Origin of the sequence: Bradyrhizobium daqingense (genome assembly GCF_021044685.1) — a bacterium.
GTDB classification, from domain to species: domain Bacteria; phylum Pseudomonadota; class Alphaproteobacteria; order Rhizobiales; family Xanthobacteraceae; genus Bradyrhizobium; species Bradyrhizobium daqingense.
Map to the genome: position 1 here is coordinate 6955271 of NZ_CP088014.1, position 12556 is coordinate 6967826.

Below are 12556 nucleotides of genomic sequence, written 5' to 3' on the forward strand. Positions count from 1 at the left end.
CTCCATCAGTCGAACACGCAACCGAGTTGGCTCAGCGCAGGAAGGATCTGGTCCTTCGGCGACAACTGAGCCTCCGAGGTTGTCACGGGCCACTCGATCTCTAGCGCCGGATCGGCCCAATAGACGCCACCGTCATGGCTCGGGGCGTAGACCTGGTCGACCTTGTAGAGGACGACGGTATTGGGCTGCAGCGTGCAAAAGCCATGCGCAAAACCTTTCGGAATGAAAACCTGCTCGCCGCTTTCACCATCCAGTTGAATGGCGATGTGCTTGCCGAAACTCGGCGATGAACGCCGGAGATCCACCGCGACGTCGAGAATGGCGCCGCTCAACACCCGTATCAGCTTGGCCTGCGCGAAAGGCGGACGCTGAAAGTGCAGGCCGCGCACCGTGCCGATGCGCTTCGAGCTGGACTGATTATCCTGAACGAAGTCATGGAGGATGCCCTTCTCCGCGAAGGTCGATCGCTGGAAAGTCTCAGAGAAGTAACCGCGGGCGTCGGAAAACCGATCCGGGCGAACTACTTTGACGTCGGGGATCGCCAAGGATCGTAATTCCAGCATCGAGTATTCTCCTGCGCGTCCAAACATGAATTCGGCTTCGATGCGGGTAGGCCATAATGCGCGGAATTAACATTCCGCTCCGCCGCCTCACGCCTGACGCTCGATTTAATATAGCCGAAACCATCAATTACATCGTAACCCTCAGTAATATCTCAACTTTAAAGAAGCCAGCCGGCGTGGATTTACCGCTATGGCATTTTTCTCTGGAAGCTACTAATATATGATTTATTTAATTTGGCAATATGATTTTTATCAGATATATAATCGGCCGCCGGCTGCAGGTCTCCTCGAATGAGCCCTGCGAGCGGACGGCCGCAACGACCCACCCGTCGAGACAGGTACGTGATGCTTCAGAACAACATCAAAGACACGGACAGATTACGGCTGCCGGTGAACTTGACCCCACCCGGCCAGACCGACGGCGGAGGGATCACCGAGATCATCAATCTCGGTATCGGACTGTTGCGGCGTCAGTATCTGGTAATCCTTGTTACCGCTGCACTCGTCATTGCGATTAGCCTGCTCTATCTGCGACTGGCATCTCCGACCTACACGGCGCAGGTCCAGATCCTGCTAGCCAATCCGAGGGCCCAATTCGTCCAGCAGCAGTCACTTCTCGCCGAACCGCCTTTTGATCTCAATCAAATCGAGACCCAGATCCAGCTCGTGAGATCGAAGGCCACCGCTGCTGCGGTCATCGACCAGTTGAAACTGACCAACGATCCTGACTTGAACGCGTCGGGGCCATCCCTACACTCGCTCTGGCAGCGAATTCGATCATGGGCCAGGGCCGGGTCGACGCAGGACGCGCCATCCGGTAGGCATGTCGAACCATCGGACGCCATCGTCGACGTATTCCTCAGTCGGCTTTCCGCCTCACGTGTCGGATACAGCAACGTCATTGAAATCAGCTTCAATTCGAGTTCTGCAGCTCGAGCCGCCGAGATCGTCAATGCGATAGCCAACACCTACGTTACCGATCAGCTCAACGCAAAGTTCGACGCGAACCGCCGGGCAACAAGCTGGCTGCAAGACAGGCTGCGGGATCTCGGAGACCAAGCCCTCGCTGCACAACGTGCCGTCGACGTCTACAAGAGCCAGAACAACATCGTCTCTCTGGATGGGCGGCTCATCGACGAGCACCAGATCACGGAAATCAACAATCGATTGGCCCTCGCGCGTGCCCAGACCTCCGAAGCTACGGCCAAGCTGTCTCGTTACGAGACCCTCCTTGCTTCCTTCGATCCGAAGAAGCCGTCCTCGATGCTCGACCTCGATGCTATCGGAAGCGACGGGCTGAACAGTGCCATCATCACGGCGCTGCGCCAGCAATATCTCGAACTCACCCGACGTGAGGCGGAGCTGACCGCAAGAGTTGGCCGCGACCACTTGGCGGTCGTCAATGTCCGAAACCGCGCGCGAGAGTTTCGCGTTTCCATTTTCGATGAAGTCAGGAGACTTGCTGAAGTCAGTCGAAGTGAATTCGAGCTCGCGAAGCAGCGCCAGGAAGAGATCGAGAAGCAGCTTGCGAAGGCCGTTGCTCAATCCCGTTCGGTCAATTCTGCCGAGCTGACGATCAAGGATCTCGAGAGCCGGGCAAAAGGCTTACGCAGCTTGTATGAGACCTTCCTGCAGCGTTACATGAGCTCCGCGCAGCAGGAGACATTTCCCATCTCGGAAACGCGGGTGCTTTTCCCCGCTTCGCCGCCATCGAGCAAGAGCAAGCCGAAGACACGATTGGTGCTGGCGCTCGGCATTGTTGGTGGTCTCGCACTCGGTATTGGCTTGGCGCTCCTCAGGGACCTCATGGACCGCGTCTTTCGTACCTCTTCACAAGTGGAGAGCGTGCTGGAATTGCCTTGTCTTTCCATGGTCCCGTTCTTGCCGAGCCGCAAATCTCAGAAACCGGCAGTTCGACTCCAGAAAACCGAGGATGATGTTCAGCAACGCATAGTTTCACCGCCCACCGCCATCCATCGGACCGTGGTTGGGATGCCACTTTCTCGATATACCGAGGCAATTCGTTCTATCAAGCTTGCCATCGACCACAATCCGGAGAAGATCTCCTCGCAGGTGATCGGTATTACCTCGGCCCTACCCAACGAGGGAAAGACCACAATTGCGGCCTCGCTTGCGCAATTGATCGGCCACGCCGGCAAGAGCGCCATTATCGTCGATTGCGACCTCAGGAATCCCTCACTGTCTTCAATCTTTGCGCCCAAGGCAGCCTGCGGAATCCTCGAGGTCGCAAACGGGAGCCGATCGCTCGCTGACGCAATCTGGCGGGATCCGACGACCAATCTTGCATTCCTGCCCGCCGTGCGGCGAGGCCCTCTGCTTCACACCAGCGAAATCCTCTGCGCCGACGCGATAAGCAAGCTGTTCGACCGTCTGCGTGCCCAATATGACTATATCATCGTCGACCTTCCTCCCCTGACCCCGTTGGTTGATGTCCGGGCCACTTCATCCCTCATAGATTGCTACATCCTTGTCGTTGAGTGGGGCCGGACCAAGATCGATGTCGTGCAGCACGCACTGCACACGGCTCCCAACATCCAAGATTCACTGATCGGAGTTGTTCTCAGCAAAACAGATACCAAAGCAATGGCCCGATATGATGGTCATCGGAGCTACTACTATCATGACAGCCACTACATTCGTTATGGTCTTTCCGGCTCTTGAATCGGTCTCCAGCGGCCTGCACGTTCTCCGGCCAGCGGACAGCGGAGTGGCCGCACCACATGATGGTGTTCGATGATTATCCGGCTTGTCATGTTGGCCGAATTGGTGGCGATTGCCGCGGCGCTCGCAATGCCGGAAGACTTGCGAAGCTGGGTGATGGTAGCCGTCGTACTTTCGACGGCGTCGCTGATCGTGGCGATTTTTCTACCGACCGCCTCGCTCGGGCTCGCCAAGCTGCTCCGGCCGGGGCTGGTCATCATTCTTGCGACTCCGGCGTTCTTGATGGCCCTACAGGCAGTGCCCTTGCCAATCGGCACATTGGGAAATCCCATCTGGGCAACCGCATCGACGGCCTTGAACGAGCCCCTCGCCGAAATAATCACGGTCGATACTGGGGCGACCATGTTCTCGCTCGCGCAGTATTGCGCCGTCCTCGCCGCAGCCCTCGTCACTGCGGTCGTCGCGCTTGACCGGATTCGCGCAGGCCAAGTCCTGCATCTTCTGCTGTCGCTCACCACGATTGCTACGGCTCTGTGGTTCAGCAGGGAAACAAATGGCGCCGCTGGCCCCGATGGTGCGACCCTCGTGGTACTCGGCGTCTTGGTGTCCACCGCCTCGGCGATACGCTCGGTCGATCAGTTGCGCAGGCTCCGTCGACCAGGAACAATTGCGTCGGCCCCCTACCCTGCTCTGATCGCCGCGATCATCACGATGATCGTCTGCATGGCCGCGCTGCTCATTCGGGGCAACTTGGCCTCCATCGTCGCCGCCCTCCTCGGATCGGGACTATTGCTCTCGGTGTTCGCTATTCGCAGGTGGTTCTTGGGCGTGTGGGGCACCGCTGGCGTTCTGGCCGCCGCCATGATCATCTTCATTGCCACTCTAACCGTCATTCCGCTCAGAACGAACACTGATCCAACGATTGCGTTATCGACGAGCAGCCAGACCGCAACCGAGCGCATGCTGCAGGATGTCGGGCCGGCGGGATCCGGTGCGGGCGCTTCGGCGGTCCTTCTGCCGATTTATCGGGACGCTGGGGCCAGCGCCTTGCGAGAGCGGCCAACAGCCGCCGCCACGGTCGTTATAGACATGGGGTGGGTCTTCTTTTGCGGCGTCCTGATTGTTGCAATGCTAGGCGCAGGTGCTCTGATCTGGCGTTCTCTGTCGCGAGTTCATGACTACTCATATCCGGCCTTGGGGGCCGCAGCTTCAATTTCGCTGATGATACTCGCCTTTGCCGACCATGGAGTTCTGGGTTTGGGCGCGTCGCTTTCGGCCGCCGTGCTTTTCGGACTTGCGTTCGGTCAAAGCATCCCCGGCGCAGGGCGCGATGCCCTGTCTTTGGAATCGAAGGAGGCGTCCGACCGAGCCGCCGATCCAGTTCCAGCTTCTTACCCCAAGTTTGCGTCAGCGCTTGTCGCCGCTTGGCCCCGGGTCACTTTGATGGTCCTAGGAGTCACGCTGATGACGCAGGCCCTATGGATGTTCGTGCCTGAGTGGTATCTTGGTGGTCGACCTTCTTTATCGAGGATTGTGTCGACTGCAACAACATGGCCGAACGGGATGTCGAAGCCGGCTTCGATTGCGGCAGCCCGTGAAGACTCGTGGATCCGAGGGGGATCAAAACCCGAGGCGAATTCGACTTCTTCTGCGGGCGACCAAGAGACGGCTCTTCCAGAACTCTCGAATACGCTTGCTCGCGCATTGCGCTCGTCGCCGCTCCGCGGAGACATTTGGCTCATGCTCGCGGCGGCGTCCAAGCACGGTTCGCCCCAGCCTGGCACGGCAGCAATGCTCAAGATGTCGTACTACACTGCACCGAACGATTTGGATCTGCTGCCGTTGCGCCTTTCCGTCGCGCTGGCTACAGACGCTGTCGTACGGGAGCCGGAGTTTCGCGACTTGATCAAGCGCGACGTGAATCTGGTCGTCGCGCATCGGCCAGCCCTCCGACCGGCGCTCGTGAGCGCGTACCGGTCAGCCTCGGCCGACGGCAAGACCTATCTCGAGAGCCTGATTTCCGAGCAGGATCCGTCATACCTCGACCAAGTGCGCGCGCGCCACTTCCGACAGGGCTCTCGGTAAAATCCAGGCGCCGGCGCCCCTGGTTCGACGGATCGGCGGCAAGACAGCGCACGGCCAAAATTAATTTGCCGGAGTCGCATTTTTCTCTTGATAATTTCAGTTAATTAATAATAAATTAAATATTAAATTGCAGGGCGCGCGCGATGAATTTCGTGAATCGACATTTCCCTGATCGTGAGATTGCCGATCGTGTCAGTCCAGGACTGCCAGCATCCCGCCAGCACAAATGGCCTCTTCGTTATGACGCGGTCGAACACGTGGCGGTCTGTGTGGACATTGCGGCGGTCCTGTTTGCTGGCGTCGTTTCCACATTTCTGTTCCAAGCTCAGAAAGGGCGAGACGCCGCCGATCTGAGTGACATGATTGGCTTGGCGCTGGTCAGCGCAGCTTGCCTCGTTTGCCTGCTGAAGACCCAAGGCCTTTATCGGCCAGTTGAGCTCCTCCTCCTTCGAAACCAGATACGCGCTGTCTGTATGGCCTGGGCGTCATTGCTGGTCTTCTTTTGGGTCCTGCATGGCTTAGAGGTTCGCACGGGGACCTCTCAGCAAGCGGCCCTGCTTTTCGGCGTCGTCGCCTTGGGCCTGCTTACAGCCGAGCGGTGGGCGGTCAAGGTGCTGCTCGGAAAGGGCCTGAGCGGCAGAAAGTTCGCCGATACGAATATCGTCCTGATCACCGACCAACCCCCGTCGACGAACGCCGGGCTGTCAGAAACCCTCTCAATGCACGGGTATTGCATCAAGGGACGGTTCAGCTTGCCTCCGCTCGGCTTCGGTCCTGCCTGTCGAAAGCGGCTGAGAGCCCGCGTGATCGACTACATTCGCAATTGCCAGCTCGATCAGGTGGTGGTCGAAGCCGACCCGGAGCGGTGGCCCGAACTGCGAGCCTTCGTTGCCGAGTTGCGAGTATTGCCCTTCCCAATCATGTTCGTGCCCGTCGGCACGACATCCGAATTGCTTCGACATCCCACTCGGACGCTTGGAAGTGCGGTTTGCGTAGAACTCCAGCGTGGCCCCCTTACGCCGCTGGAATGCGGGGCAAAGCGGATGATCGATCTTATTGGCGCGGGCCTCGCCTTAGCGATATTTGCCCCGTTGCTGGCGCTGGCAGCGGTCGCAATCAAACTGGATTCTCCCGGTCCGGTATTCTTTCGGCAGCAACGCTGCGGCTTCAACGGCCGGGTCTTCTTGATCCGTAAATTCCGGACCATGGATGTGCTCGAGGACGGACCCGTGATCCTTCAGGCCAACCGCACGGATCGGCGCGTCACCCGCGTCGGCAAATGGTTGCGCCGGACAAGCTTCGATGAGCTGCCACAACTGCTGAATGTTCTCGACGGAAGCATGTCGTTGATCGGGCCGCGTCCTCACGCCTTGGCTCACGACGGAAAATTCGACAAGCTCGTACGGAACTACGCCCTTCGCCGCAGGGTCAGGCCGGGATTGACCGGATGGGCCCAGGTCCATGGCTGCCGCGGCCCGACGCCCACGGCGGCCATGGTCGAAACGCGGGTGCAATACGATCTCTGGTACATTGATAACTGGAGCCTGCGGCTCGATCTCGCAATCCTACTGCGAACTCCGGTCGAGGTGTTGAGGGCGCGCAATGCCTACTAGCGGCTCAGTCTATCGGGCTGTGCCGTCGAGCTCATCCGAACCATCCGCTCGAAGAGAGATTGCAAGCCGGTCAAGCCCGCTGACGGAGCTTCGACCCCGCGTCCCCTATGCGAAACTCCTCGATCCGCTTGCCGGACTTCATCGCAGCAACCAACCACCGCGGCCGCTTGCCACGCCCTGACCAAGTCTCGGACGTCTGGGGGTTACGATACTTCGGCAGCACGCGCGGATATTTGCGCCTTGGCTTGCCAGTCTGGGATAGGCGTGACGCACTTGAGTCTGCCAAAGAAGCTGCCCCGCCCCCGAGAGCGGCCAGGCGTTTTTCCAACTCCTGCTTTTCCGCCTTGATCCGGTCGGACAAGATCCCGCTGATTTCTTCATGCAGCGACCAAAGATCGTCGAGCGACATGGATTCTAATTCGAGTTTCTTTGCCGACATGATTCCACCGTGTAGTTGTGCCCAACTGATAATGTTCCCGCCAACATTAATCAAGCCGGAGAGTTCAAAGGTTTACAAAAAAATACATGGAACCGTGCGGAAACTCGTGCCCACATAACCGCGCCGCATTGACTAATCAAGCCAGAAAACGAAGGATTCGCACAATTAACTGCGGGACGGGGTTATACTGCACGCCTGAGATGCAGCCGCGGAACCCTTCACGCGACATTGCCCACGTGACATTAAACAGGTCGCGTGAATGGCCTTCCCCGCCGCCCCCTCGATGCGCCGCGTGGGGAGCTGCCTTTCGTCCGTCGAGACACCCTTGCTATTGGCGGGCCATCCCATATTTGCAAACGAGAGCGAATAACTTCGATATCCCGGAGCGCACGACGTCGGAGCTCAATTTGGGATCTCAACGCCTGGATATCCAACCATGCGGCCGAGGGAACGACAAACCGGCTGACCGAATCCTGAAGACGTTCAAGAGGATACTCAATCAAAACAATTCCTCCGCTACGCGCGCCTTGAGGCGCCTCGCCTTTTTGAGGCATATAATAAAATAATCATCGTAATAACTATTAAATACAATATAATGACTTTTATTGCCACGTCAAATTTCCACACTGACGCAGCTGGGAGGATGGTGGATGAATGACCAGTCCGTCGAGCGGTGACGAGAATGCTATGCGGAGGCAGGATCTCGAAGCCATGGATTTTGAGGAACTTTGGCTCCTCCACGAGGAGCTCACGAAGATTCTCGCTGAAAAAATTACAGCCGAAAAGCGGGAACTGGAAAAGCGCCTTGCGCAGCTGAACCAGCCGGACCAGTTCGGTGACTCTGAAAACGCGGCAACCGAAACGGGAGCAGGCCAGCCCCAGCCGCGCCGCAAATATCCGAAGGTCTTGCCGAAATACTGCAACCCGCTCCAGCCGACCGAGACCTGGTCCGGACGCGGTAAACAGCCTCGCTGGCTAGTCGCCGCCCTTCGGTCCGGCCACACGCTGGATGAATTCAAGATCCGCGAGAACGGCGACTCGCCTGACCGCAATGCTGGTGGGTGAGAACATTCCTAGCTCTACAGCCACTGGAAGGGGCTCCCTTCATCTCCAAGATCGATGTTGTCGTCGCCCTAGACCTTCCCCGCACGAACTGCGGCGGCCGCCTTCAGCAGAAAGTGCAAGGTGCCCGCTTTTGGGATGGACCACAGCCCGCCCCGGGCGCCCCGGGCGGAGCCAAGGGACGCGTCTCGCCGGTAGTTTCTGAGATCCAGAACGGTCATCGCAAGGAGGGGCACGCGTGAGCTCGGAAAACGCGCCTGCGTCAATTGGCGAACGAACTGCAGACGCGGAATCAGTCGGGAGCGCAGCGCATGCGGGATCTCGACCCCAAGCAGCTGCGCCAGGGCAACCAGCTGAGTTTCAACCGCGTTCTTCATCAGTTCGCCCGAGCTACGGGAGCTGAGTTCCTCCCAATCGAGACCTCCAACGGAACTGTTCAGATCGCGTAGTTCGACCAAATGCCGAAGGTCCAGGTCGCCGAGCCAATAGCCGTAGTCTTGAAACTGATCATGGATGATCAACATGAGCGCCCGGTCCATGGGCGTCGGAATTCGCACGCTCCCCCGCCCCAGCGCCGCAGTGACGCAATGGCTCAGCGCAGGGTCGCGGTAGAAGTGGGCGGGGCCAGGAGCCGCCTGTTGCAGATCGATGGTGCCGACATCCGTCGATCGGATCAGTTCGACGAACCATCTCCGGCTTTCTCGAGACGCCTGAATATGAATGCCATAGCCAATTTCACGAAGAGCAGCAATTGCTGCTTCAGCTTCATCCGGCATGACCATGATATCCAGATCGGACATCAGCCGAACTCCGCGCCGCTCGCGAGGCGCGGCAGCCAGCGTCGCGGCCCCTTTTAGCAACACGGGCGTGACTCCGCGGCCATTCATCGCAACGACGGCTTCCTCCAATTGATCCACCAACCGCTCGTTGCGATGAACATTCCGACGATAGATCTGGCGGACATACCCGCAGAGGTCCTCAGGTAGCACCGACTCATATCGATCAACGAAGTCGATAAGCGCGGGTGTCGTCAGCGTCTGGTTCGCGAGCCCGATTACGGACATCCAATCCACGTCGACGGGCGGCGCACCTCGCAGGCAATCACAAAGGCTGATCAGCGCCCTACTATGCTTTCCCATCGCACAAATCCACCAACAGCTCCCGAGCTTCTACCGCTTCACAATAGGTAAGCAGAAATGATCGTGCACCAGAAACAATCCCCTTCAACGCGGAAAAGCCGGTCGTCGAAAGCCTTCCATCGGCGGCAAATGCCCCCTCGATGAGCCGCTTCATCGAATCGAGTTGATTCAAGGCGGTCAGCTTCGGCGAACCGCTCGCGACCCTGTTCAAGAAGATGATCCAGTTAACGGAAAGACTCCCGTTGTGCGCATTCGGAACCTGCAAGTACCGCACGTGAGCGCCATCGGCTCGGCGATGCGTGACGCCGTCCCAATTGCTGCGCGATGCCGACAGCCACTCCCACGATCCTTCCTTGAGGGTGAGGGCAAATGGGACTCCACAGGCAGTGCCGTCATCATTGACCAGTACAACATCATCGCCGGAATACTGAAATTCCGCGTCCACCAACTGGAGTGTAAGTGTCGACTTGCCGGCTCCCGCTTCCCCGCATAACAGCAAGCCAGCCCCATTCTTCGCAAGAGACGCAGCATGGAGAGCGAAGACCGACCGATCACTTCGGATAAGCCGGTCGGTGAGGTGAGCTTTGATTGTAGGCGCAAGTGCCTCGACTCCGCACCTATGGAGGCCGGCGTCGCTTCCACCGAAGAGCACGTGATCATCCAGCATCATCGCCTCGACCGCAATATCGGCTTGGCCGCCCACGTTGTTGTCCGAAGCACAAAACAGCGAAACCATCCGCTGCAAGAGATGCCGGCTTTCAGCCCTCACACTGATTCGATGCCGCCCTAGCACCGCCGAGAAGGCGCAATTCGTCGACATTCGCCGATCAACGTCCAGCAACCCTCGATCGATCCAAGCGCTTATGGCCTGCCGCACGAACTGGCGCGCTACGGGCTCACCAATGTCCAGCGTGCCCAATTCGTGATACACGGCTGCCAGAGACGCTCCTTGTGCCAGTCTGCACCAGATAAAGCCGCCTACCTGATCCAGCTGATAGATCTTCTGCCCTGTGGCGCTGAACAGCACCGGCTGACCATCGAACAGCGCAAAGACCGCATCGATCGCCGGCTTGAGCACCACTTCCGCGGAGGATTTTTCCAGCACGAATTCTACCAAATGAGCAATCGACCTCGTCCCTGTATCGAGTTCAACGGCGAGCAGATCCTCGCCATACTATGCGCAGCATCGCTCGAAAGAACAGCCAACTCGGCTTGGAAGTGCTTCGATGGCGATCTAGGCCCAACGCTCAACGCCGGCATACATCGCTGCCGGCGCCTCGTTCGAACGCGGATGCCGCACCCGATCAGACGGCCAGCTGATTGCTTTCACCCTTTCCGATTTGTGGGATATTCAACACGTCTTCATCAGCAGTTGGCCACGCAGCCACACGATGAGCATCGAGTAGATATCGGTAGACTTCCCGAGTCGCGCTACGCTCCCTTAATACGCGCTCTTTCTCGCCGATAATTGCAAGCTCCTCGCGCATTTTCGCCAATTGCTGCGCAGTAGCCCTGGAATTACGCATTTTAAAAATTGATTGAGACATCGTTCCCTCCCAACCGAACGAACCCAGAAAAAATAGTTTACGTCATCCGCCCAAATTAACAACGAAAAGCGATAATATAAAAGAACAAAAATTTTGTTCTTTTGACTGAACCCGCAGCATTCCCTTCGATACAAAGAAGCGCCCGAGACTCGCTGTCCCGGCCGGAATTAATTCAACAGCGTCACATAAATCGCCGATCTCGAAATGAAACAAGGCGTTAGATGCTTAATCAGCAAATTGAATTTCTGCTATGAGTGTGCGCGCATGTAAGGGGAGTGAACTGTGATTGGCCGGACCGCGATATCTGTCGTGCACTAGGACGGCTCCGCGCAAGCAAGTCCGGTCGGTTGGCAGAGCACTTTCGTGTGCAAACGCGCCAAGTAAACCCGTGCTCACGCAGCAGCTCACCTTTCATCCTCCAGCGAGCTATGTCCAGGAACGGTCACACGGGTATGATTATGGTCAAATGCCCCAAACCGATCGCGTCATTCCCACTGGAATTTGCGTGTGATCGTGAGACGTTTCTGCGAAGCGCGGTATTTTTCGGCAATACTCATTGCCCGGTCTGCCGCGTCGATCACGACTGGTTCGCTCCCGAGGCCTGGGTCGAGGAGCCGGTTGCTCCGCCCTGCGAAGATGCTCAGCGCGGCGCGGCCTTGCTGACCACAGAAACTCGGTGCACGTTGGGAACCGATTGTCGGCAGGCTGCGAGCCCAAGCGGGCGGCTATAGATTGGGTGCCGCGCTCGTGAGTTTCCTCGATCTCTCGTCCCTGCCCCCCAACCCCCCACGCACCAGTTCACCTCCCCAGTGCCGGTCATCGGAGCGCGAATGCGGATTGAAGGCCGCTGAGCCGAGGCCCACCAGCCTTCGTCTACGGGGAACCGGTACGCAGCTAAGCCGAATGAGGATTAACGATGGTGTACCCTTTGAGGGAGCGCGCATGGATTCTCGTTGCGCGCCCACCCGAGTTAGCGTCGTACGCCATCCAAATGTCACCGGCGACGTGGCGCTCCAGCACGAAGACGTGTCCACGCCGCGCGGCAACCATTCCCGGCGCCGGCGAGGAACGGGGAAAACGCAGCCAATTGGCCGCGAGATTCAGCTCGGGCACGATGCGACCAAACACACGTATGGCCGCACCACACCCGCAGAATGATCGAGGGCATCCCGCCGGGCGACTACCGACGATCTTGGTTCCAGACGGATCCGGGCTGTCGAGCGACATTCGAAAGCTGCGTGCGCCATGTCGCTCTGGATTCCGGGCTGGTGCGATGACTCTCTGGGTATGCATCGCCGAGTATGAAAAATCGCAAGGCATACTCACATTGCATTCAGGCGGGGGAGTGGCCCGTAGAGGGCGCGCCTCCGAGGAAATAGAGGCTGCCAACACGACAGCTAACGCAATGACTATTCGGCCGAACATG

General features: G+C 58.2%; 10 protein-coding genes. 4 read left to right on the top strand and 6 right to left on the bottom strand.

Annotated features, from left to right (window positions below; all coding sequences use genetic code 11):
• Positions 1-5: 5 nt before the first annotated feature.
• Positions 6-563: a dTDP-4-dehydrorhamnose 3,5-epimerase gene (rfbC, locus tag LPJ38_RS33305; protein ID WP_145638771.1), complete on the bottom strand. Its 558-nt coding sequence runs from the start codon at positions 561-563 to the stop codon at positions 6-8.
• 345 nt (positions 564-908) lie between these two features.
• Here rfbC and LPJ38_RS33310 point away from each other — a divergent pair, with 345 nt between their 5' ends.
• From LPJ38_RS33310 to LPJ38_RS33320, 3 genes are all read left to right on the top strand, one after another.
• On the top strand, positions 909-3245 hold the full coding sequence (locus LPJ38_RS33310) for a Wzz/FepE/Etk N-terminal domain-containing protein (protein ID WP_145638773.1): 2337 nt from the start codon (positions 909-911) through the stop codon (positions 3243-3245).
• A gap of 72 nt (positions 3246-3317) precedes the next feature.
• Complete coding sequence (locus LPJ38_RS33315; RefSeq protein ID WP_145638774.1) at positions 3318-5330, top strand: hypothetical protein; 2013 nt, start codon at positions 3318-3320, stop codon at positions 5328-5330.
• Positions 5331-5473: 143 nt separating this feature from the next.
• Positions 5474-6943 carry an exopolysaccharide biosynthesis polyprenyl glycosylphosphotransferase gene (locus LPJ38_RS33320; protein ID WP_145638777.1) on the top strand — a complete coding sequence of 490 codons (1470 nt, stop codon included), beginning with the start codon at positions 5474-5476 and terminating at the stop codon, positions 6941-6943.
• A 70-nt stretch (positions 6944-7013) separates the two neighbouring features.
• Here the strand turns inward: LPJ38_RS33320 and LPJ38_RS33325 are convergent, their stop codons facing one another.
• Positions 7014-7382 (bottom strand): H-NS histone family protein, encoded by a 369-nt coding sequence (locus LPJ38_RS33325; protein ID WP_145638780.1) that lies wholly within the window; start codon positions 7380-7382, stop codon positions 7014-7016.
• A 687-nt stretch (positions 7383-8069) separates the two neighbouring features.
• Between LPJ38_RS33325 and LPJ38_RS33330 the strand changes: the two genes are divergently transcribed.
• Positions 8070-8447: an H-NS histone family protein gene (locus tag LPJ38_RS33330; protein WP_145639042.1), complete on the top strand. Its 378-nt coding sequence runs from the start codon at positions 8070-8072 to the stop codon at positions 8445-8447.
• A gap of 68 nt (positions 8448-8515) precedes the next feature.
• Here the strand turns inward: LPJ38_RS33330 and LPJ38_RS33335 are convergent, their stop codons facing one another.
• The 4 genes from LPJ38_RS33335 to LPJ38_RS38370 form a co-directional block, all read right to left on the bottom strand.
• Positions 8516-9583: a nucleotidyltransferase family protein gene (locus LPJ38_RS33335; protein ID WP_145638782.1), complete on the bottom strand. Its 1068-nt coding sequence runs from the start codon at positions 9581-9583 to the stop codon at positions 8516-8518.
• Positions 9570-10688 carry a serine/threonine protein kinase gene (locus LPJ38_RS33340; protein ID WP_145638783.1) on the bottom strand — a complete coding sequence of 373 codons (1119 nt, stop codon included), beginning with the start codon at positions 10686-10688 and terminating at the stop codon, positions 9570-9572. Before LPJ38_RS33340 ends, LPJ38_RS33335 begins: the two co-directional genes overlap by 14 nt.
• A 199-nt stretch (positions 10689-10887) precedes the next feature.
• On the bottom strand, positions 10888-11130 hold the full coding sequence (locus LPJ38_RS33345; protein ID WP_145638785.1) for a hypothetical protein: 243 nt from the start codon (positions 11128-11130) through the stop codon (positions 10888-10890).
• Between the two features lie 894 nt (positions 11131-12024).
• Entirely contained in the window at positions 12025-12555 is a 531-nt protein-coding gene (locus LPJ38_RS38370; RefSeq protein WP_231088478.1) for a hypothetical protein, read from the bottom strand.
• Between the last annotated feature and the right edge of the window lies 1 nt (position 12556).

Bases quoted from the DNA above. Each gene is read 5' to 3' on its own strand.
- LPJ38_RS33325 (WP_145638780.1), bottom strand. From the start codon at position 7,382: ATGTCGGCAAAGAAACTCGAATTAGAATCCATGTCGCTCGACGATCTT.
- LPJ38_RS33315 (WP_145638774.1), top strand. From the start codon at position 3,318: ATGATTATCCGGCTTGTCATGTTGGCCGAATTGGTGGCGATTGCCGCG.
- LPJ38_RS33345 (WP_145638785.1), bottom strand. From the start codon at position 11,130: ATGTCTCAATCAATTTTTAAAATGCGTAATTCCAGGGCTACTGCGCAG.
- LPJ38_RS33335 (WP_145638782.1), bottom strand. From the start codon at position 9,583: ATGGGAAAGCATAGTAGGGCGCTGATCAGCCTTTGTGATTGCCTGCGA.
- LPJ38_RS38370 (WP_231088478.1), bottom strand. From the start codon at position 12,555: ATGTTCGGCCGAATAGTCATTGCGTTAGCTGTCGTGTTGGCAGCCTCT.
- LPJ38_RS33330 (WP_145639042.1), top strand. From the start codon at position 8,070: ATGCGGAGGCAGGATCTCGAAGCCATGGATTTTGAGGAACTTTGGCTC.
- rfbC (WP_145638771.1), bottom strand. From the start codon at position 563: ATGCTGGAATTACGATCCTTGGCGATCCCCGACGTCAAAGTAGTTCGC.
- LPJ38_RS33320 (WP_145638777.1), top strand. From the start codon at position 5,474: ATGAATTTCGTGAATCGACATTTCCCTGATCGTGAGATTGCCGATCGT.
- LPJ38_RS33310 (WP_145638773.1), top strand. From the start codon at position 909: ATGCTTCAGAACAACATCAAAGACACGGACAGATTACGGCTGCCGGTG.